This window comes from Bordetella genomosp. 9, assembly GCF_002261425.1.
Lineage (GTDB): Bacteria > Pseudomonadota > Gammaproteobacteria > Burkholderiales > Burkholderiaceae_B > Bordetella_C.
The window spans coordinates 356,949-378,549 of sequence record NZ_NEVJ01000002.1 but is presented as its reverse complement, the minus strand read 5'-3'; the positions used below and the strand labels follow the sequence as shown (position 1 = coordinate 378,549).

At 67.0% G+C, this 21,601-nt stretch carries 17 protein-coding genes and 1 pseudogene; 12 read left to right on the top strand and 6 right to left on the bottom strand.

Annotated elements, in window-relative coordinates; all coding sequences use genetic code 11:
• Positions 1-53: 53 nt before the first annotated feature.
• The gene (locus CAL26_RS07695) at positions 54-938 is read left to right on the top strand and encodes a branched-chain amino acid ABC transporter permease (RefSeq protein ID WP_086064041.1); all 885 of its coding nucleotides are present in this window, start codon (positions 54-56) and stop codon (positions 936-938) included.
• Positions 935-1,912 carry a branched-chain amino acid ABC transporter permease gene (locus tag CAL26_RS07690; protein ID WP_094846333.1) on the top strand — a complete coding sequence of 326 codons (978 nt, stop codon included), beginning with the start codon at positions 935-937 and terminating at the stop codon, positions 1,910-1,912. The genes CAL26_RS07695 and CAL26_RS07690 overlap by 4 nt, the downstream gene beginning before the upstream one ends.
• A gap of 46 nt (positions 1,913-1,958) precedes the next feature.
• Here the strand turns inward: CAL26_RS07690 and CAL26_RS07685 are convergent, their stop codons facing one another.
• Positions 1,959-3,038: a zinc-binding dehydrogenase gene (locus CAL26_RS07685; RefSeq protein ID WP_094846332.1), complete on the bottom strand. Its 1,080-nt coding sequence runs from the start codon at positions 3,036-3,038 to the stop codon at positions 1,959-1,961.
• 117 nt (positions 3,039-3,155) lie between these two features.
• Between CAL26_RS07685 and CAL26_RS07680 the strand changes: the two genes are divergently transcribed.
• On the top strand, positions 3,156-3,929 hold the full coding sequence (locus tag CAL26_RS07680) for a helix-turn-helix transcriptional regulator (RefSeq protein WP_094846978.1): 774 nt from the start codon (positions 3,156-3,158) through the stop codon (positions 3,927-3,929).
• Between the two features lie 373 nt (positions 3,930-4,302).
• Positions 4,303-7,008, top strand: coding sequence for an aconitate hydratase AcnA (gene acnA, locus CAL26_RS07675; RefSeq protein ID WP_094846977.1), 2,706 nt, complete (start codon positions 4,303-4,305; stop codon positions 7,006-7,008).
• Positions 7,009-7,034: 26 nt separating this feature from the next.
• On the opposite strand, the gene CAL26_RS07670 is transcribed toward acnA, so the two are convergent.
• Entirely contained in the window at positions 7,035-8,012 is a 978-nt protein-coding gene (locus tag CAL26_RS07670) for a Bug family tripartite tricarboxylate transporter substrate binding protein (protein ID WP_094846331.1), read from the bottom strand.
• A 240-nt stretch (positions 8,013-8,252) separates the two neighbouring features.
• Between CAL26_RS07670 and CAL26_RS07665 the strand changes: the two genes are divergently transcribed.
• Positions 8,253-9,455 (top strand): DUF2863 family protein, encoded by a 1,203-nt coding sequence (locus CAL26_RS07665; protein WP_094846330.1) that lies wholly within the window; start codon positions 8,253-8,255, stop codon positions 9,453-9,455.
• Positions 9,456-9,506: 51 nt separating this feature from the next.
• On the top strand, positions 9,507-10,679 hold the full coding sequence (earP, locus tag CAL26_RS07660) for an elongation factor P maturation arginine rhamnosyltransferase EarP (RefSeq protein ID WP_094846976.1): 1,173 nt from the start codon (positions 9,507-9,509) through the stop codon (positions 10,677-10,679).
• Here earP and CAL26_RS07655 read toward each other — a convergent pair.
• Entirely contained in the window at positions 10,648-11,553 is a 906-nt protein-coding gene (locus CAL26_RS07655) for a LysR family transcriptional regulator (protein ID WP_094846975.1), read from the bottom strand. The genes earP and CAL26_RS07655 overlap by 32 nt on opposite strands.
• 234 nt (positions 11,554-11,787) lie before the next feature.
• Here CAL26_RS07655 and CAL26_RS07650 point away from each other — a divergent pair, with 234 nt between their 5' ends.
• The 3 genes from CAL26_RS07650 (at position 11,788) to efp (ending at position 14,632) form a co-directional block, all read left to right on the top strand.
• Positions 11,788-12,801: a Bug family tripartite tricarboxylate transporter substrate binding protein gene (locus CAL26_RS07650; protein WP_256988168.1), complete on the top strand. Its 1,014-nt coding sequence runs from the start codon at positions 11,788-11,790 to the stop codon at positions 12,799-12,801.
• A gap of 119 nt (positions 12,802-12,920) precedes the next feature.
• A complete protein-coding gene (locus CAL26_RS07645; protein WP_373454468.1) occupies positions 12,921-13,871 on the top strand; it encodes an arginase family protein in 951 nt (316 codons plus the stop codon).
• A gap of 200 nt (positions 13,872-14,071) precedes the next feature.
• The gene (gene efp / locus CAL26_RS07640; RefSeq protein WP_094846327.1) at positions 14,072-14,632 is read left to right on the top strand and encodes an elongation factor P; all 561 of its coding nucleotides are present in this window, start codon (positions 14,072-14,074) and stop codon (positions 14,630-14,632) included.
• 260 nt (positions 14,633-14,892) lie between these two features.
• Here the strand turns inward: efp and CAL26_RS28045 are convergent, their stop codons facing one another.
• Positions 14,893-15,111, bottom strand: coding sequence for a hypothetical protein (locus CAL26_RS28045; RefSeq protein ID WP_143277371.1), 219 nt, complete (start codon positions 15,109-15,111; stop codon positions 14,893-14,895).
• Positions 15,112-15,160: 49 nt separating this feature from the next.
• On the opposite strand from CAL26_RS28045, the gene CAL26_RS07635 reads away from it, so the two are divergent.
• On the top strand, positions 15,161-15,871 hold the full coding sequence (locus CAL26_RS07635) for a hypothetical protein (protein ID WP_143277370.1): 711 nt from the start codon (positions 15,161-15,163) through the stop codon (positions 15,869-15,871).
• Between the two features lie 3 nt (positions 15,872-15,874).
• On the opposite strand, the gene CAL26_RS07630 is transcribed toward CAL26_RS07635, so the two are convergent.
• Positions 15,875-16,348, bottom strand: coding sequence for a DUF1178 family protein (locus CAL26_RS07630; protein ID WP_094846325.1), 474 nt, complete (start codon positions 16,346-16,348; stop codon positions 15,875-15,877).
• 153 nt (positions 16,349-16,501) lie between these two features.
• A pseudogene (locus CAL26_RS07625) lies at positions 16,502-17,470 on the bottom strand (sigma 54-interacting transcriptional regulator); the annotation flags it as partial.
• Between the two features lie 504 nt (positions 17,471-17,974).
• On the opposite strand from CAL26_RS07625, the gene CAL26_RS07620 reads away from it, so the two are divergent.
• Positions 17,975-19,654: a ShlB/FhaC/HecB family hemolysin secretion/activation protein gene (locus CAL26_RS07620; protein WP_373454467.1), complete on the top strand. Its 1,680-nt coding sequence runs from the start codon at positions 17,975-17,977 to the stop codon at positions 19,652-19,654.
• Positions 19,655-19,837: 183 nt separating this feature from the next.
• Positions 19,838-21,577, top strand: coding sequence for a collagen-like triple helix repeat-containing protein (locus CAL26_RS07615; RefSeq protein WP_094846323.1), 1,740 nt, complete (start codon positions 19,838-19,840; stop codon positions 21,575-21,577).
• The last annotated feature ends 24 nt before the right edge of the window (positions 21,578-21,601 follow it).

Sequence of the window (21,601 nt, the reverse complement as noted above, 5' to 3'; positions counted from 1 at the left end):
CCTGCCTGTCTTCGATCGCCCTTGCTTAACCGGCGCAGGACTTCCAGACAAACATGACTTTCTTCGGCATCCCCATGCAGGCCCTGTTCGGGCAATTGCTGCTGGGCCTGGTGAACGGTTCCTTCTACGCCATGCTGTCGCTCGGCCTGGCGGTCATATTCGGCCTGCTCAACGTCATCAATTTCGCCCACGGTGCCCTGTACATGATGGGCGCGTTCGTGGCCTGGATGGGCCTGCAGTACCTGGGCCTGAACTACTGGCTCATGCTGGTGCTCGCGCCCCTGGTGGTGGGCGCCTTCGGCATCGTCATCGAACGGCTGCTGTTGCGCCACCTGTACCGGCTGGACCACCTCTACGGCCTGTTGCTGACCTTCGGACTCACGCTGTTGATCGAAGGCCTGTTCCGCAGCTTCTACGGCGTATCCGGCCAACCCTTTCCCACGCCCGACGTGCTGCGCGGCGCCACGAACCTGGGCTTCATGATCCTGCCCAACTACCGTGGCTGGGTGGTGGTGGCGTCGCTGGTGGTGTGCTTCGGCACCTGGTTCGTCATCGAGCGCACGCCGCTGGGCGCGCTGCTGCGCGCGGCCACCGAAAACCCCAAGCTGGTCGAAGCCTTCGGCGTGAACGTGCCGCGCATGATCATGCTGACCTACGGTTTCGGCGTGGCGCTGGCTGCCTTTGCCGGCGTGCTGGCGGCGCCGGTGCTGCAGGTGTCGCCGCTGATGGGGTCCAACCTGATCATCGTGGTGTTCGCCGTCGTGGTGATCGGCGGCATGGGCTCCATCATGGGCGCCATCGTCACCGGCCTGGGCCTGGGCGTGATCGAGGGGCTGACCAAGGTGTTCTGGCCCGAGGCGTCCAATACCGTGGTGTTCGTCATCATGGCGATCGTGCTGCTGCTGCGCCCCGCGGGCCTGTTCGGGAAGGAAAAATGAATCGACACATTGCCGGCTACGTGGTCCTGGCCGTCGCCGCGGCGCTGCTGCCTTTCCTGGGCGTGTACCCCATCTTCGCCATGAAGGTGATGTGCTACGCCCTGTTCGCCTGCGCCTTCAACCTGCTGCTCGGCTTCACCGGCCTGCTGTCCTTCGGCCACGCGGCCTTCCTGGGCAGCGCGGCCTACGCCACCGGGTATGCCCTCAAGGCCTGGGGCCTGACGCCCGAACTGGGCATCCTGTTCGGCGTCGCGGTGGCCGCCCTGCTCGGGCTGGCGGTCGGCGGCCTGGCCATCCGCCGCAGCGGCATCTATTTCGCCATGATCACGCTGGCGATGGCGCAGATGGTGTACTTCTTCTTCCTGCAGGCGCGCTTCACCGGCGGCGAGGACGGCCTGCAGCAGGTCCCGCGCGGCCGCCTGTTCGGCCTGATCGACCTGAGCAGCGACCTGACGCTGTACTACCTGGTGCTGGCGCTGTTCATCATCGGTTTCGCCATCATCTGGAGGGCGGTCAATTCGCCCTTCGGCCAGGTGCTGAAGGCGCTGCGCGAGAACGAGCCGCGGGCGGTGTCGCTGGGCTACGACGTCGAGCGCTTCAAGCTGCTGGCCTTCGTCCTGTCGGCCGCCATCGCCGGGCTGGCCGGATCGGCCAAGACGCTGGTCTTCGTGTCGGCCACGCTGTCGGACGCGACCTGGCAGATGTCCGGCCTGGTGATCCTGATGACCCTGATCGGCGGCATGGGCACCTTCCTGGGCCCGGTGCTGGGCGCCTTCATCGTGGTGCTGCTGGAAAACAAGGTGGGCGATTTCGGCCAGGCGCTGACCGCGATGACGGGCATCGACTGGTTCCGCCAACTGGGCGAGTCGGTCACCATCGTGATCGGGCTGATCTTCGTGATCTGCGTCATGGCCTTCCGCCGTGGCATCGTCGGCGAATTCCAGGCCCTGCTCAGGCGGCGCAAGGCTGCCTGAGGCGATCTCGCCAACCCGACTCCACGAAGCGCTGGATCAGCGGGGTTTATGGATGGACGACCGTCATCCTGAACGGGCCGCCATTCTCCGCCGCATGACCGATGGCTTCGTTCACATCGTCGAGTTTGAAGGACGTCACGTCGAAGTGGCCGAGATCGAGCAGACCGCCACGAATCAGGCCGGTCATCAGCGTGACCGCTTCCGGCGGATACATCCATTTTCCCCGCACGGTGATGTCGTTGCGCATGATCCACGGATAAGGCAAATCGAGACCATCGCCGCCAAGCATGCCGACACCGCCCATCAACACAACACGTCCGTAGGGCCGCACGGCCATCACTGCCGCGCGCACTGTCCTCGTGGTCGCAGATGGCGGCAGCAGGTCCATTACACAGTCGACCGGGGCTCCGGCAGCCGCACGCAACCGTTCCCGATCGTCGTCCTCGTTGCCAGTCAGCGTCACTGTACGGATACGTTCGCCGAAGCGCCTTTGCAGATCCGCGAGCGCGCGTTCATTGCGGCCCGGCGCGACCACCCGGCGCACACCCATTGCGAGCGCGACCGCTACGCACGCGCTACCGAAGTTGCCGGTTGCTCCACTCACAAGCAATGTCTCGCCAGCCTTCAGGTCCGACGCAAGCAGCCCGCCGTACGGAACCAGCATTGTATTGAGCGCGCACCATTTCGCGGCGTCGGCGGGATCGATTTCGCCGATGCGTATGGCGTTCTCGGTTGGCACGCGCATCTGTTCGGCGTATGGGCCGTGGTGGAAATGGCGCGCGAGTCGCAGGCCGCCGTCGCCGCGTGCGCTCCAGCCCTGCAATGTGATGTCGGGTGTGAGCGCGTCGTCGCGTGAACGAACGGTTGGATCGCAGAAAACCCAATCGCCTGCCTTGAGATGGGTGGCGTCGGGGCCGAACGCACGGACGCGCCCGATTGCCCCGCAGCCGGGGACGATCGGCAATTCGATCGCGTAGCGGCGTTCGCCGCTGAACACTTCTCGCGCATACGACAGTACCGGCGCGGCGACGACGTCGACGATCACCTCGCCGGTGCCCAAGGAAGGATCTGCTACATCTTCAATCGCCAGCGGCTGGCCGAGTGTCTTCAAAATCGCTGCTTTCATTTTGCGTTTCCCATGAATGGTGGTCGGACAGGCCCATTCTGGCAGGCGTAGAATCGATAACAAGGCCTAGTACTATCCTGGGATTCATGAGTACCTGCTTCTTGGAGAATGACGGTCATGACGACAGCGAGCCGGAGGGAATTTGGCGATTTTCTGCGCTCACGGCGCGAGAAGCTAAGTCCCGAGTCGGTGGGACTCGACAACGGTCGGCGGCGTCGCACGCCCGGTTTGCGCCGCGAGGAAGTCGCCGAACTCGCGGGCATCGGCGTGGACTGGTATGTTCGACTCGAGCAGGGCCGCACGGTGAGTCCTTCCGATACCACGCTCCAGGCGCTGGCTCGCGCGCTACGCCTCGGCAAAGTCGAAACAGCGCATCTGCGCGCACTGGCACGCAACGGCGGCCGGCAGCCGTTCACGCGCGAGCGCGTGCCGGGACCCATTGCGAATCTGATCGCGACAATCGGGCTTCCCGCCTATGTCACGGGCGTGCGTTGGGACCTGTTGGCCTGGAATGCAGCAGCGTCCGATCTGCTCGGCTTCGACCGTCTTGCCGAAGCGGATCGCAACATCTTGGCGTTCATGTTTATTTACCCGGACGCGCGCCGGCTTTTCGGCGCGACCTGGACCAGCGAGGCGCGTCGCATGATCGCGTTGTTTCGCGCAACGCATGATCTTTATGCCGACGATCCGTCATTTGTCGAATTGGTCGAACGACTGCGCGCGCACAGTACCGAGTTCGCGAAATGGTGGAACGCGCACGATGTTCGCGGAGGCGCGTCCGGACAAAAGGTGCTGACCCATCCTGAACGCGGCGCGCAACGCTACGACTACGCCACGTTTCAGGCGAACGACGACCCTGCGCTGAAACTCGCGATCTACACGCCCGCGTGAATCGAACTCACCCTTTCGGCAAAGGCGTTCCCCTGGGTTGCACAGGAGTGCCAGGCCGACCAAACCAAAGGCAATGCCGGCAAGCTGGCGGGGCGACGGATTTTCTCGAAGAAGCAGCACAGATGACCGCCCGGCCTTATTTCGCGCTTTGCCATGTGTTTTGCCATCGGTTTTGGCTATGCTATCGGGCGGTCTGGAACAGAACGCGGCACGCCTCTTGCAAAGCGGCGCGAACTTTTTCAGGTTGGCAATGTCTTATATAAGACATAAGATATAAGACCAGGAACACTCCCCGGCTTGCGGCGCACATGACAAGCACGGGAAATCGCATGAAAATGGCTGCTTTTCGCGGTCACCAACATTGGAGTTCATCATGCCGCACAACGCGTTCGACACACTGAAGACATTCAAGATCGGCAACCAGACCTGTCAGTACTACTCGCTGCCGGCGCTGGGCAAGGCGCTGGGCGTGGACGTGCAACGATTGCCCGTGTCGCTGCGCGTCGTGCTGGAATCGGTCCTGCGCAATTGTGACGGCCAGAAGGTGACCGAAGAGCACATCAAGCAGTTGGCCGGCTGGCAGCCCAACGCCAGGCGCGAAGAGGAAATCCCCTTCGTGGTGGCGCGCGTGGTGCTGCAGGACTTCACCGGCGTGCCGCTGCTGGCCGACATCGGCGCCATGCGCTCGGTGGCGCAGGCCATGGGCGCGGATCCCAAGCGCATCGAGCCGCTGGTGCCGGTGGACCTGGTGGTCGATCACTCCGTGATGATCGATTACTTCGGCACCAAGCAGGCCCTGGACCTGAACATGAAGCTCGAATTCAAGCGCAACCAGGAGCGCTACCAGTTCATGAAGTGGGGCATGGAAGCCTTCGACACTTTCCGCGTCGTGCCGCCGGGCTTCGGCATCGTGCACCAGGTCAATCTGGAATACCTGGCCCGCGGCGTCCACCTGGACAAGGCCAATAACGTCTACTACCCCGATTCCCTGGTGGGCACCGACAGCCACACCACCATGATCAATGGGATCGGCGTGGTCGGCTGGGGCGTGGGCGGCATCGAGGCGGAAGCCGGCATGCTGGGCCAGCCGGTGTACTTCCTGACGCCCGACGTGGTCGGCGTCGAACTGAAGGGCCAGCTGCGCGGCGGCGTCACCGCCACCGACCTGGTGCTGACCATCACCGAAATGCTGCGCCGTGAAAAGGTGGTGGGCAAGTTCGTCGAGTTCTGCGGCGAAGGCACCGCCAGCCTGTCCGTGACCGACCGCGCCACCATCGGCAACATGGCGCCGGAATACGGCGCCACCATGGGCTTCTTCCCGGTGGACGAGCGCACGATCGATTACTTCAAGGGCACCGGCCGCACCGAACAGGAAATCGCCGCCTTCGAAGGCTATTTCAAGGCGCAGAAGATGTTCGGCGTGCCCAAGGCCAAGGACATCCAGTTCACCAAGCTGCTGACCCTGGACCTGGGCACGGTGGCGCCTTCGCTGGCCGGCCCCAAGCGCCCGCAGGACCGCATCGAGATCGGCAACGTGAAGAACACCTTCACCACGCTGTTCTCCGCCCCGGTCGCCGAAAATGGCTTCAACCAGCCCGCCGAAAAACTGCAGCAGCAGTTCACCACCAGCGCCGGCACCAAGGTCAAGAATGGCGACATCCTGATCGCGGCCATCACGTCCTGCACCAACACGTCCAATCCCAGCGTCATGCTGGCGGCCGGCCTGCTGGCCAAGAAGGCCGTCGAAGCCGGGCTGAAGGTCTCGCCCAAGATCAAGACCTCGCTGGCGCCGGGATCGCGCGTCGTCACTGAATACCTGACCAAGACGGGACTGCTGCCCTATCTGGAAAAACTGGGCTTCGACGTGGCCGCCTACGGCTGCACCACCTGCATCGGCAACGCCGGCGACCTGGCCGCGGATCTCAACGAGGCCATCAACGACAACGACCTGGTGTGCGCCGCGGTGCTGTCGGGCAACCGCAACTTCGAAGCGCGCATCCACCCGAACATCAAGGCGAACTTCCTGGCGTCGCCGCCGCTGGTCGTCGCGTACGCGCTGGCCGGCACGATGCTGCGCGACCTGATGACCGAACCGGTCGGCAAGGGCAAGAAGGGCGACGTCTGGCTCGGCGACATCTGGCCGTCCACGGAGGAAGTGCAGGACCTGCTGAAGTTCGCCCTGGATTCCGACGTCTACCGCGAGAACTACAGCGACGTCCGCACCAATCCCGGCAAGTTGTGGGAGCACATCAAGGGCGTGACGGGCGAGGTCTACAACTGGCCGACGTCGACGTACATCGCCGAGCCGCCTTTCTTCAAGGATTTCGGCATGGAGCCGACGGCCATGCCCACGGTCCGTGGCGCCCGGGCGCTGGGGATCTTCGGCGACTCGGTGACCACCGACCATATTTCGCCGGCCGGCTCGATCAAGGAATCGTCGCCCGCGGGCAAGTGGCTGAAGGAGCACGGCGTCATGAAGGCCGACTTCAACAGCTACGGCTCGCGCCGCGGCAATCATGAAATCATGATGCGCGGCACCTTTGCGAACGTGCGGATCAAGAACCTGATGATTCCGCCGCGCGAGGACGGCAGCCGCTTCGAAGGCGGCGAAACGCTGTACCAGCCGTCCGGCGAGCAGATGCCCATCTACGACGCGGCGATGAAATACATCGACGCCGGCGTGCCGACGGTGGTGTTCGGCGGCGAGGAATACGGCACCGGTTCGTCGCGCGACTGGGCAGCCAAGGGCACGCAGCTGCTGGGCGTCAAGGCCGTGGTGGCGCGCAGCTTCGAGCGCATCCACCGCAGCAACCTGGTGGGCATGGGCGTGCTGCCGCTGCAGTTCAAGGGTGACGACAGCGTGCAGACGCTGAACATCACCGGCGAGGAAACCTTCGACGTCTCGGGCCTGGAAAACGGCATCAAGCCGCAGCAGGACGTGACGCTGACGATCCATCGCAAGGACGGTTCGTCGCAGCAGGTGCGGGTGCTGCTGCGCATCGACACGCCGATCGAGGTGGACTACTACCAGCACGGCGGCATCCTGCCCTTCGTGCTGCGCCAGCTGCTCGCCGCCTGATCGGCGAGGCGCTCACCGCGAGGCGGTCAATCCAGCCGGATGTCCGCCTTCTGCACCACCGCGGCCCAGCGCTGGCGCTCGGCCACCAGCCACTTGTCCATCTCGGCGGGCGTCATGGTCACGACGTCCGCGCCCTGCTCCGCCAGCTTGGCCTTCAGGTCGGGAATGTTCATGATGCGCGCCAGCTCCTTGCTGAGGCGCGCCGCGATCTCCGGCGGCATGGACGCCGGCGCCATCAGCCCCTGCCATGTTCCGGACTCGAAGCCCGCGACGCCCGATTCCGCGATGGTCGGCACATTGGGCACCTGCGGCATGCGATTGCGGCTGGACACCGCGATGGCCTTCAGCTTGCCGCTCTGGATATGCGGCAGCGTGGCCAGCATGCCGTTCATGATGATCTGCGTCTGGCCGCCGATGGTGTCGGTGATGGCCTGCGATCCGCCCTTGTAAGGCACGTACTGCCATTGCGCCTGGGTAGCCTGCTCCACCGCCACGCCGGCGACGTGCGGCGCGCTGCCCATGGCCGTCACCGCGAAATTCAGCCGTTCCCGCTTGGACAGCGCCACCAGTTCGGCCAGCGTACTCACCGGCACCGACGGATGCACCGCCAGGATGTGCGGCGAATAGGCCAGCATGCTGACCCCGCGCAGGTCCTTGTTGGGGTCGAAGTTCAGCTTGGTGTAGACGGACGGGCTGATCATCAGCGCGCCCACGTCGCACAGCAGCAGCGTGTGCCGGTCTTCCCCGGATTGGGCGACGATGGCGGCGCCCAGGTTGCCGTTGGCGCCCGGCCGGTTGTCCACGATGACGGTCTGCTTGAGGCTTTCCGACAGCGGCTGGCTGATGGCCCGCGCGATGATGTCCGACGAACCGCCGGCGGGATACGGCACCAGCAGGCGCACGTTGCGCTCGGGCCAGTTCTGCTGCGCCCGCGCCATGGGCGAGGCGCCATAGAGGGCGGCCGCGCCGGCGGCGGCCATGAACGAGCGGCGGGATAAGGGCATGGGTTTCGTCTCCTCGGTCTTGGTTTGTTTGGATGTTATAGGACGTCATATAAGTGCGAATCCGATTCTGCCCAGGTTCAACGGGCCAGTCAATCGGCTAAGCATCCCAGGATGAGGTACGACAACCTGTCAGCGAACTGACAGCACGCCGCGCATACGCCCGTCGGCGGCCGGACGTCGAGGGGGAACGGCCCCTGGCGCAGTACACTATATGGTTCTCCTACCGCCCCATCCTTCGTCATGCCCCGCTCCCGCAGCCATACCTCCTCACGCCTGACCCGCGACGCCTCCCGGCTTGCCACGCTGGCGCTGGCGTTGAACAGTTCGGGCAGCCGCGTGGAAGACATCTTCTGGGAAGAGCAGTTGCGCGCGTCGATCCCCAAGCTGCTGCGCACCGGCAACGACGCCCCGCTGGAATCCGCGCTGGACCATCTGTCCCAGACGCAGCCGGGCGCCTACGAGGTCCTGATCGAACAGGCGGAGACCTTCACCGAATCCACCGTCATCGAAAAGAACGGCGTCAGCTACGACGTGCTGCTGATCGTGGCCCCCATGGTGGCCTGGACGCGTTACACCATCCCCACCGGGCCCGTGACGCCCAGCGCCTTGCAGGCGCTGACGGCGCAGTTGCACGGCCACGTGCTGGCGCAGGGCGCCCGCCTGGCGCTGATGCCCCATCTGGTCAGCATCGACCAGATGCCGCGCACGTTCTCGGAAACCTGGCACTGGCTGCAGCGCCTGGGTTCGCAGGCGCTGGGCGCCGAAACCATGAAACCGGCCATCGCCGAAGAATCGGAAACGGCCAATATGCTGGCCGATACGCGCTATCTGGTGGGCGCCGTCGCGGTGCCGCGCGGCGCGGCCATCTTCCGCTGGCAGGAAAGCCCCGGCGATGCCGGCGCCACGCGCGAAGCCTGCCTGGCCCAATGGGTGGAGCAGGCGCAGCCCACGCTGGCCTCGCTGCTGCCGGGCTGCAGCTTCGAATGCCTGCTGCCGGATGCCTACTACGTCAGCAACCGCGAAGCCGACCGCCGGGTGCGCCCGCTGGCCTTGCGCGCGGCCGTGACCTGGCTGGAAGGCTCGGTCAACCTTGAACCGGCCAAGCTGCGCGCGGTGGTGGCGGGATGCGGCGAAGGCCGCATCGACGAATACCGGGTCGGCTTCACGGCACGCAGCAGCAATGACGTCATCTACGGGTGTGTCTGGCCGCTCTATGGCCGCGAGGACGAAGCCGGCGGCGAGGACGACCGCGCCGATCCCGTGGAGGAAATCGCCGCCCTGCTCAAGGAACTCGGCGTGAACGAGGTGCGCCGCATTCCCGGCGTCCTGCCCGCCGAATATTGCGAGGACTGCGGCACGCCCTATTTCCCCAACCCCTTGGGCGAAATGGTCCATGCCGAGCTGCCGGAAGACGCCGAATCCGCGCCGGCCCGCTTCCACTGATCGATCGGCATTCACCGCCGGCACGCCTGATCCCGCATGCCGATACCTGAAATCCGCGCCGACGTCTTCTGCCGGCGCATCGACAACTACGGCGACGTCGGCGTCTGCTGGCGCCTGGCGCGGGCGCTGCGCCAGGCCGGCGGATGGCGGGTGCGCCTGTGGATCGACGACCTGCCCGCCTTCGCCCGCATGGAGCCGCGCTGCGATCCCCTGCTGGACATGCAGGAGGTGCGCGGCATCGATATCGTCGCCTGGTCCGCGCAGCCGCCCGTGCTGCCGCCGGGCGACGTCGTCATCGAAGCCTTCGCCTGCGATCCTCCGGACAGCTTCCGCGCGGCCATGCGACGGCATCCGCCCATCTGGATCAACCTGGAATACCTGAGCGCCGAAAGTTGGGTGGAGTCGCATCACCGCCTGCCGTCGCCGCAGCCCGACGGGCTGATGAAGTACTTTTTCTTTCCGGGATTCACGCCGGGCACCGGCGGTTTGCTGCGCGAGCCGGACCTGACCGCGCGACGCGATGCCTTCATGCATGAGCCCGGGGCTCGGCTGGCGTTCCTGCGCGAGCTCGGTCTGCCCGGGGAACATCTCGCGCGGCTGGCCACGCCGACAGGCGGCGGTACAGGATCGGCCGAAACGGACGGCGCTGCCGGAGCGGCGGACCAAGGCACGCGGCTGGTCACCTTGTTCTGCTATCCCGATGCGCCCCTGGCCGGCCTGCTCGAAGGCCTGCGGGCGGATTCCAGGCCCACGCTGCTGCTGGTGCCGGAGGGCGTCGCGCCGCGGCTGGAGCTCGCCGCCGGCGCGGCGACGCCCGGCCTGCGCATGGCCCGCATTCCCTTCCTGCCGCAGGACGACTACGACCGCTTGCTGTGGTGCGCCGACCTCAACTTCGTGCGCGGCGAGGATTCCGTCGTGCGTGCCGGCTGGGCCGGCCGGCCGCTGGTCTGGCAGATCTACCCGCAGGCCGACGACGCCCACCTGGCCAAGCTGGACGCCTGGCTGGAACGCTACGGGCCGCCCGCGCAAGCGAGCGCGCTCTTCCGGGCCTGGAACAGGGGTGCGGATGCTCGCGCCATGGCGCAAGCGTGGCGCGAGGCCACCGCAGGCCCCGCCTGGGCGGACTGGCAGGCGACGGCACGGGCCTGGGACGCGGACCTGTCGCGATTGCCGGACCTGGCGACAAACCTGATCAGCTTTTGCGCGCAGCTGCGCGCTCGGTGAACGCTTTCTGCGCCGCGCGCGCGAAGCGGAAAGCCAGGTGCGGATGCGCGCTGTTCTCGGAAAAGGCCACGCAGACCTCGTAGCGCAGGGAGACCGCCAGCGGCCGCACGCACACCCGGCCCGCTGGCGCACTGCCTGCGGTCAGGCTGTCGACGACCGCGATCCCCAGCCCGGTGGACGCCAATTGCAAGGCGACGTGGGACTGCTCGATTTCCATGTGCCGGCTGATGTCGACCCCGTGGTCCGCGCAGCGGGTGGCGAGCATGCGGCCCAGGGGATGCTGCCGTTCCGGGACGAAAACGGTCACCCCGCCGAGCGCGTCCAGTTCGACGGCGGCGCGGTCGGCCAGGACATGGTCCCGCGGCACGATGGCGACCAGTTCGCCCGACCCGATGCGTTCCTGATGGATGAGCGGGTGGTCCTGCGGCGTGTGGTACACGAGGCCGATGTCCGCCTTGCGCAGGCCCAGCCCGGCCAGGATCTGGCTGGAATAGCCGGTCTTGACGGTGACCTGCGCCTGCGGATGCACGTCGAGCAGGGCTTGCATGGCCGCCGGCACCAGTTCGACGGCCAGCGCCGGCGCGGCCAGCACGCGCAGCCGCTCATGGCCGGTATGCCGCAGGTTCAGCGCCAGATGCTTGACGGCTTCCAGCTGCCCGTGCAGTTTCTCGACCTCGCTCGCGAGCGCCTGGGCCTCCGGCGTGGGCGCCAGGCGGCCCTTGATGCGTTGGAACAGGCTGTAGCCCAGCTGCAGTTCCAGGCTGGCGATAGCCTGCGTCACGGCGGGCTGCGTCATGTTCAACAGGCGCGCCGCCGTACTCAGGGTGCCCCCGATCATCACCGCATGAAAGATTTCCAGATGTCTTAGCCGCACGCGGCACCCCATGATGGTGCAGGAAACAGCCATTATTGCCCAGCCTATAAGTAAAACCCTGGTACGGACGGCGTTTCCTTATTGGATTATTTGACCGTCACCGTCCACACTGCGCATGCAGCCCGCAGATCCATGCACGGCAGCCTGGCGCAAGCCGGGCGACGAACGATGCGACGGACGGGGCGGTCAACAAGGCGGCCGGACCGGGCCGCGCGAACCACAAGGGGATAGACCATGAAGACCCACGCTGCGGGAAACAACCCGCGTCGCGCGACGCGGCGCGCACTCGGCATGCTCGCGACAGGCTGCGCCGCCCTGGCCATGGTGCTGGCGTCCACGGCGCGAGCCGCACAGTGGCCGGGCGAACGGCCGGTGGAACTGGTCGTCCCGTATCCCGCCGGCGGCAGCTCCGACGTGATCGCCCGCATGCTGGCGAAGTCGCTGGGCGAGCAGCTCGGCCAGTCTTTCGTCGTCGCCAACAAATCCGGCGCCGCCACTGCCATCGGCACGGCCTATGTGGGCAAGGCGTCGGCCGATGGCTACACGCTGCTCCTGGCGGACAGCCCCTTCGTCGTTAACGCGGCGGCCAACCCCAAGGTGCCCTACGACGCGCTGCGCGACTTCACGCCGGTGGCCATCGTCGGCACCTCGCCCTCATTCCTGTACGCGCCGGCCGGCCGCTATACGGACCTGCAGGCGTTCATAGCCGCCGCCAAGGCCCGGCCCGGCCAGCTCAGCGCCGGTAGCGCGGGCACGGGCACGTCGTCCCACCTGCTGTTCGAAGTCCTGATGAAGGAGGCCGGCATCGTGCTGAACCACGTGCCGTACCGGGGCTCCGCCCCTGCGCTCACCGACACCGTGGCCGGCACCGTGGACGCCTCGTTTTCCACCTACGCGTCCGCGCAACCTTTCGTGGCGTCGGGCAAGCTGCAGGTGCTCGCCATGACGGCGGCCGAACGGCTCGCCGCCTTTCCGGGGATTCCCACATTCAAGGAGGCAGGCATGCCCGGCATGACCTTCCAGACCTGGTGGGGCGTGCTGGGCCCGAAGGGCCTGCCCGGCGACGTGGTCGACAGGCTGAACGCGGCGCTCGGGAAAGCCTTGCAGGATCCCGCCATCCTGCGCCAGTTCGATGTGCTGAGCGTCGTGCCGGGCCTGTCGACGCCGCAGGGCTACGGGCAGGCGATCGAGCGCGACTACCGCCACTGGGTCGACGTCATCAAGACCAGCGGCATCAAGATCGAGTAAGCCACTTATCCAGGCCGCCGCGACCGCGCCTGGCCTGCCCGTGCGAGGACGACATGAATATTGAAAACCACCCCGCTCCCGGCGATCTGTCGGGCCTGTGCGACGCGCCCGCCACCTTCATGGGCGCGCCGTACGCGCGGCGCCTGGAGGCCGCGCGCGCGGCCATACTGGGCATCCCGTTCGACTGCGGCAGCCATCCCTTCCGTATCGGCAGCCGCCAGGGGCCGCAGTCCGTGCGTGAGCAGTCCCGGCTGATGCGCAGCTTCAATCCGGAGCTGGCCGACTACAACCCGCTCGCCCGGCTGGGGCTGGTGGACTGCGGCAACCTGAAACTGGTACCCGGCCAGATCGACACCGCGTTCGAGGCCATCGAACGAGCCGTCGGCGCCATCGTGGACGCCGGCGCCGTTCCAGTGACGTTCGGCGGCGATGGCAGCATCACGCTGCCGCAGTTGCGCGCGGTCGGCCGACGCCATCCGGGCCTGGCGGTGGTGCACCTGGATTCGCACGCCGACACCAACCCTTTCATGCCGGGCAACGAATACAACGCCGGCACCCAGTTCACCCACGCGGCCCTGGAAGGTCGCGTCGATCCGGCGCGCTCCTTTCATATCGGCCTGCGCGGCACGACCTTCACCCAGCATGTCCTGCCGCATACCAGGTTCTTCGGCTACAACGTCATCACGCAGAATCAGTTGCTGGCGCAGGGCATCGCCGCCACGCTGGATGAGGTCAAGGCGCACATCGGCAGCGCGCCGGTGTATTTCTGCCTGGACATGGATTGCATAGACCCGTCCGCGGCGCCGGGCGTATGCGCGCCCAGCTGGGGCGGCCTGTCGGCACGAGAGGCCATCGACTTCGTGCGCCAGCTGCATGGCGTGAACCTGGTGGCCGTGGACATCAATACGGTCAGCCCGCCGCACGACGTGAACGGCACGACGGCTTCGCTGGCGGCGGCGTTGGCCTACGAGACGCTGATGCTGCTGTGCCGTCGGCTGGGGCTGGACCACGCCGATCCCACGCCTGATTTCGGGGCGCGCTACCCGGGTTTCCGCCCTGCCAAGGCCTAGGGAATACAGGCTGGCCTGCAAAAATGCTAGAATAGTTGGTTTTGCAGGCCAGCCCTGCCCCAGCCTATCCGTATGGCACGCCCTATCCGTTTGGCCCGCCGATCTTCCGGTTCCCGTTCCGCAGCACGCGGCGTGAACCCGAAACCCGCGGCACCGTGGCGGACCGGGCAGAACCAGGAATCTCCCGGAGTTTTTAATCGATGAAAACCGCTCAGGAATTGCGAGTCGGCAACGTGATCATGGTCGGCAAGGATCCGCTCGTGGTCCAGAAGGCCGAATACAACAAGTCGGGCCGTAACGCGGCCGTGGTCAAGCTCAAGTTCAAGAACCTGCTGACCGCCGCTGGCAGCGAATCGGTCTACAAGGCCGATGAAAAATTCGACGTCGTCGTGCTGGACCGCAAGGAATGCACTTACTCGTACTTCGGCGATCCGATGTACGTGTTCATGGACGAGGAATACAACCAGTACGAGATCGAAGCCGAAAGCATGGGCGACGCGCTCAACTACCTGGAAGAAGGCATGCCGGTCGAAGTCGTGTTCTACGACGGTCGCGCCATCTCGGTGGAACTGCCGACCAACGTCGTGCGCGAGATCACCTACACCGAACCCGCCGTGCGTGGCGATACGTCAGGCAAGGTGCTCAAGCCCGCCAAGATCAACACCGGCTTCGACATCAACGTGCCGTTGTTCTGCGAAATCGGCGACAAGATCGAAATCGACACGCGGACCGGCGAATACCGCAGCCGCGTGAACGGCTAAGGTTCTTTGCGCAGTCGAGAAAAGCCCTCTTCGGAGGGCTTTTTTTTGCCGCCGGGCCGCCCCAAGGCAAAAAAGCCCCCTTCGGGGGCAGCAAGCCGGTTTATTGGCGCGACGTGGGGGCTGTTTTTCGTTCTGGCCGCGACTTGCGCGGCAGGAACCGCCAGCCCGCGCCGACGACCCAGTCGGGTCCGTACTTGGCACGAGGTCGCCCCGATGTATCCCGTCAACGTGGGCTATCAGCCCCAGCTTCAATCTCAGTTTCAGGCCGCCAGCGCCCCGTTCCGTGCCGGTGTCGATGCCGCGTCGCAGCCACGCGCACGCGCGCGCCATGCGGCGGCCAGCGGCTGGGATCGACTGCCGCCCGTCTGGTCCTCCACGCCCGCCACGATCCGGCGCTGTGACGCCGCCCCCGCCAAACGCGCCGTGCCGCCGCGTCCGCCGTCGGCGCCTTGCGCGAGCGCGCCGGGCTCTCCGCTCACGCTCCCCTTCGATGGAATCGACGACCTGTTCGGGGCGCTCAGCCCATCCATGCTGAAGATCGCGGACGACGTCGCGCGCCAGGGTGACCCTTGGGCCCTGCCGCCTTGCGACCTGCCGCTGGCCACGCCGGCCCCGGGACCGCAACGCGCGCGACACCAGCCTGTCTCCACGCCCCAACCGGCCGGCAAGGCCAAGGTGCCGAGCCGAACACGCAGGAGCGATATCACGCGCGAGATCGTCCTGGACATCAGCGAACGATTGCAAGCCGGCGGCTGCAGCATCAACGGCTGCGCCGAACGTCATGGCGTGGCGCTGCGGGTCGTGCGCGCCCTGGTCCAACCCGGCGGCAGGCTGACCCCGGTGGGACGCGCCCTGGTCGCCGGCAACATCATGACGCCGCTGGATCGCGCGAACGCCGGGCTGCCACCCGTGGACCGGCAAACCGGCTTGAACGTGGAGGACCACGCGCTTGCCGGAAAGCTGATAGGCGTGACCAGGGGCAAGATGTCGCGCGCGATGTTCTGCGACCTGTTCGGCTACGACTACGATCTGATCTACGCCGCGTACAACCAGAACGGATCCATCACCGGCTGGGGACGGCGGTCACGCGATGCCGCGCCGGGCAGCCAGGCGCCGCAGGCGCCCAAGTGGTCCACGTCCGGCAAGGTCCCGGGGACCGGCGAGCAGCGCCGCTCGATGGGCGCCGGCAACCTCGCACCGCGCGGAGCGGCGGGCCCGGTGCCCACGCCGCGCGGTTGATCTTCACTGCAGGCGGTCGTCGTCGAAGATGTCCGGCAGCGCCAGGAAATCGATGCCCTCTTCGGCCAGGGCCTGGCGCTCTTCCGGCGTGGAGGTGCCGCGTATCGGTCTTTCGTCGGCCTCGCCTTCATGGATGCGGCGCGCCTCTTCGGCGAAACGGGGACCGACGTTTTCGGCCTTGCGGACCATGTCCCGCACCTGTTGCAGTATCGCGGCCTGCAGGCGCGCCATGTCCGCCGGAACGCCGGCGGGGGCGGGCGAAGCCTGCGCGGCAGGCTGCTGCGGAGCGCCCTGGGGCGCTTTCAGATGGGACACGTTGAGCCGCGGCGCGGACAGGCGCTTGGACACCTTGTTCGCGCCGCACATCGGACACGACAACAGGCCGCGCGCCTGTTGCTCGTCGTAGTTCTCATGCGACGCAAACCAGCCTTCGAATAGATGGCCCTGCTCGTCGCACTGAAGGTCGAATACTTTCATAGGAGGGATATGGCGGCGCGGCGCGGCATTGCAAGATGCATCCCGGCTGGGCAAACCGCCAAATAGTACGCCAATGCGGCGTAGCGCACCGTGGAAGGCCCCGGGGCCGGGACCGTTGTCGCGCCAGCGCAACGGCTGCCGCCCGGCCAGTGGTCAGCCGCGCTCCGCCGCGGCGGCGAGCTCGGCGGCTTCGCTCAATTCGAACTTGCGCATCTTCTCCCATAGCGCCTTGCGGCTGATGCCCAGGGCCGCCGCCGTGACCTGCCGGCGCCAGCCGTGGGCCCGCAGCGCGGCCAGGACCCGTTCACGCTCGGCCCGTTGCGCCGGCGTCAGCCAGGACGCGGGTGGCAAGGCGCGTGCATCCCCAGGCAGGCAGATGCCGTGGGCCAGCACTTTCTCGATCTGCGCCGGGTCCCAGCACCCCGCACGCCGGCGCATGATGGCGACGCGTTCCGCCAGGTTGCACAGTTCGCGCACGTTGCCGGGGTAGCGCGCATGGGCCACGCGATCCTGCAGCCAGTCCGGCAGCAGCGCTCCCTGCCCCGGCAGCTCCCGGTCGATGAAGGCCCTGAAAATCGCCAGTTTTTCTTCCGGCCCGCGCTCTTCCAGGCTGGGCACCTGCAGCTCGATGACGGCCAGCCGATAATACAGGTCGGCGCGGAAGGCGCCCTGCGCCACCCTTGCGCGCAAATCCTGGTTGGTCGCCGCCACCAGCCGGAAATCGACCGGCGTGTCCACCGTGGCGCCCAACCGCGTCACCACGTTGTGCTCCAGCACCCGCAGCAGCTTCACCTGCTGGTAGAGCGGCATATCGGCGATCTCGTCCAGGAAGAGCGTGCCGCCGTCGGCCTGCTCGAAATAGCCCTTGTGGGCGCCCAACGCGCCCGTGAAGGCGCCTTTCGCGTGGCCGAAGAAATGCGCCTCGAACAAGCCTTCGGGGATGGCGCCGCAATTCACCGCGACGAACGGCCCGTGGGCCCAGGGCGCGCTGTCGTGCAGCAGGCGTGCGATGCATTCCTTGCCTACGCCGGTCTCTCCCAGGATCAGCACACTGGCGCGCGCATCGGCGTAGGCGCGGGCATCGTCGAGCAGGCTGCGCATCGCGGCGGAAACCGCGACCAGTTGGCGCCCGTGCGGAACGCGACCGGCTGCGGCGTGCTGCGGATGGGAGAGGTTGTCCATGGCGGTTCGCCTGTGTACCTCGGGGCACGGACGCCCCGGCGGGTTTGCTATCTCGTAAGGCCAAAGGAATGGCAGACCGGATCAGTCTTTACCAAGGCCTGGCGGATGGCATCCGGGAAAGTCCTAGGTCATAGGGATGGAGTTGAATCAAATCCCTATGGTTGAGGATTCATCCATATGATCCATAAAAGAATTTTGATTTTACAAATGTGTAAGTACGGTGCACGCACGTCGCGCGCAGGCGTCGGATCCGCGCAAAACCGCGTGTTTCAGCTCTTCCATGGAAGCAAGTGGTAGATACCTAAAACATTCGGCAAGCAGTAAATGGGACTTCGGCTGGTCATGCTTTTGCGGAAACATCCAAGCACAGCCCCGATCATGGCCAGACCACGGATCCTTTCCCTTTGCACCACAGTCCCCACGCGGGGCATCGTCTTCCACGCGATGCATGCCGGCATGCTGGCCTTCGGCGTCTGCGCCACGGCTCATGCGGATGGCCCTTTGCGCGGCAACCCCGTGGACGCGCTGCCGCCGCTGGAAAAACCGCGCACCCAGGCGCCGCCCCCACGGCTGGAAGGCCGCACGCCGGAGCAGTCCGCCGTCGAGGCCCGCCTGGCCCAGCGCATCGTGCCGCGCCATTTCGATGTCGCCGGGGTGCACGCCATCCCGTTCGCGGAAGTGTCCGCCCTGCTGACGCCCCTGGCCAACAAGGAAATCTCCGTCGGCGAGCTGGTGCAGCAGACCGACCGTATCACCGCGCTCTATCGCGAACGGGGCTACCCGCTGTCCTTCGCGGTGGTGCAGAACCAGAGCTTCGCGCAGGGCAAGGTGGTCGTCACCGTCGTCGAAGGCTATATCTCCAACGTGCGCCTGGAAGGCGACGCCGGCAGCGCGAAGGCGCGGCTCGACGCGCTGGCGCAGCCCCTGCTGCGCGAAAAGCCCCTGACGGCGGCCACGCTGGAACGCGTGCTCAACCTGATGCGCATGGTGCCGGGCGTGACGTTCAAGCCGGCGCTGGAATTGCCGCGGCGGGCGGATGGCGCCACCGAACTGGTGCTGGATGTCCGCCACCAGGCGTTCGGCGCCAACGGCGGCGTGGTCGATCTCGGCACCGGCATGCAGCCCCTGCTTTCCGCCAGCGGCAACAGCCTGACGCCCCTGGGCGAGCAGACGCGACTGACGGGCAGCATTCCGCTCGGGACCGATGACGTCCGCTACATCGCCGGCGACATCACCATCCCCATCGGCCACGATGGCCTGGGCCTGAAGATCGATGGTTTCCACTACAAGGCCAGGCCGGAAGACGACGCGGTCGAACAACTGGGTTTCGACCGCACCGTACAGACCGACCGCGTCGGCATCGGGCTCAGTTATCCCTTCCTGCTCGACAACCGCCAATCGCTGACGGGAACGCTGGGCGTCTACGCCGTCAATGCGCAGGATCGCTACGACCTGCGCGATTCGGACCTGTGGCTGCGGCAGGATACGCGCGTGCGCGCCGCGACGGCGGAGCTGCGCTACATCACCGTGGCGGCGGCGCGCAGCACCGACCTGAGCCTGAGCGTATCCCAGGGGTTCGACACCCTGGGCGCGGATAAGTATATCGATTCCAACTACGGCTATTCGGCCGTGCCCAACGTCGACCTGGACTTCACGCGGTGGAACCTGAATGCCAAGCAGAGCTTCGTGCTGCCCGCGCAGTTCGGCCTGACGCTGGCGGCGGCAGGGCAATACAGCGATGACGTACTGCCCACGTCGGAACAGATTTCCTTCGGTAGCTGGCGTTTCGGGATGGGCTACCCGCAGGGGGAGCAGAGCGGCGACAAAGGCGTGGGCGCGTCGGCGGAAGTGAACCGGCGCTTCAACCTGGGCATACCGATGGTGTCGGCATTGCAGCCTTACCTGCTGATCGACTATGCGCGCACCTGGTACAACGCCGCCGAGCTCAAGCCCTACAACACGCAGCATCTCTCATCGGTGGCCATCGGCATGCGGGTGACGGACGATCGCTATTACCTGTTCGACTTCAACGTGGCCAAGCCCATCGCGTCCGCAAGCTCCGAAGGCGACGGCCGGGGATGGCGGTTCAACGCCAACTACTCGTTCTACTACAACGCGATCTGAGCCGCGCGGAGTGACGGACGTTACCCGCGTCACGTAACGGCCCACGTAACGTCGTAACGCCCGCTGCGTCCTTCACGCCGGTTTCCCTGGGGAAAACAGGCACTTTCGACCTGGCATGGATTTCGCGTGGCGCTTTGCATCGGCCCCGTGGGGGCTGCCATGAATCCGCATAAGGAGACCTCCATGCGATCCGTCCTTCCTGCCGTTTCTCATGTCGAACAAAGCCTGCGCCGCACCGCGATCGCCATCGCATTGCTGGGCGCGCTATCCGCCTGTGGCGGCGGCCATCACCATAACGATCAGACGGCTTCCAACGGGATGCCGGACGGCGGCATGCAAGGGAGTGGTGGCGGTGGCGGGGGGAGCGGTGGCGGCGGCGGTGGTGGCGATGGTGGTGGCGGAGGCGGCGCGCCGGGGACTCCGGGCGGCGGAACGGGGGGTGGCGGAACCGGCGGCAATCCTGGCGGCGGCAATCCCGGGGGTGGCAATCCTGGCGGCAACCCCGGTGGCGGCACGCCGGGCGACGGCTCGGGCGGTGGGTCCACCACGACGTCGGGCGTCCTGCAGAACACGCTGGGTGGCGTGGGCGCGGCCGTCAACGACGTCGCGCCGATCGGCACGGACTCCGCGCTGTCGAATACGGGCCAAGCCCTGGACGGCACCGTGCAGCCGCTGGTCACCAATGCCACCACATTGACGCAGCGGGTCGGCGGCGCCACCGGCCTGGGCGCGCCCACCGACAATCTGCTGAACCAGGTGGGCTCCACCCTGGACGCGACGGGCCAGCGGGTAGCGGGCACGCAGTCGCCGGCCAACCTGACCACAGGACTGGGCGGCGCGGTCAGCGGGCTCGGCGCGACCGTGGCCGATACCGGCGACCTGCTCAATCCGAACTCGACGCTGCAATCGCCGCTGGCCTCGGTGGCGGCTGACGCCACCGGCGCCGTGCGCGCGCTGACAAGCTCGCAAGGCGGCCAGGGCGGGCTCCTGCAGCCCGTCAATGCGCTGACCGGCACGTTGACGGGATCCCTGCTGGACAAGCCGTCGATGCCCATCCTGCAGCCGGCCTTGAAGAATACCGGCACGGGCGTGGACAACCTGGCCGATCTGGGGCTGACCGCGCCGCTGGACGGCACCGGCGCCGCGCTCGATCCCATGGTGTCGCCAGTGGTGACGCAGGTGAGCTCGATCACGCAGGCGACGGGCGACAACCTGGGCGTGGGCGCGCCCGTCAGTAACCTGCTGACGAACGTCGGTGCCGGCATCGCGCGCGTCGACGCGGGCGGCCAGAATACGCCGCTGAACGGCGTCAACGGGCTGCTCGATGGCGTGGGCGGCGCGGTCGCGAGCACGGGCGGCCTGGTCCACGGCGGACCGGCCAATGCCAACCCGGTCGGCAATACGCTGGCCAATGCGACCGGTGGTGTCGCCGCCTTGACCAGCGGCGCGGGCGGACCGGGTACGGGGGGCGTGCTGGCGCCGATCAACGGCGTACTGGGCAGCGTGGCCGGCACGCCGGCGGGCGGCGCGGGCAATGCCGGCCTGCTGGCGCCGGTCACCGGGCTGGTGGGTACCGTCACGGGCGATCCGGCCAACGGCGCGACCAACAACGGCGGCCTGCTGGGCGGCCTGATCCAGGGCGTCACGCGCGTGGCGGGCGGCGCGCCCGCGGCGGGTGTCGGCGTGGGGGCGGGGGCCGGCGTCACCGCTGGCGGCGCGACGGGCGCGCCTGCCGCGGGCGTCACCGCCGGCGCCGGCGCGGGTGCCACCACCGCCACGTCCGGCGCGCCGTCGGGCGGCCTGCTGGCGACCGCGGGCACTACCACCAGCACCAGCACCGGCTCCACGGCGGGCCAGCAGCAGCAACAGCAGCAAGGCGGGCTGCTGGGTGGTTTGTTGGGCGGCGTGCTGGGCCGGCGTTGAGGCCAGCCACGGCGCCGACATCGG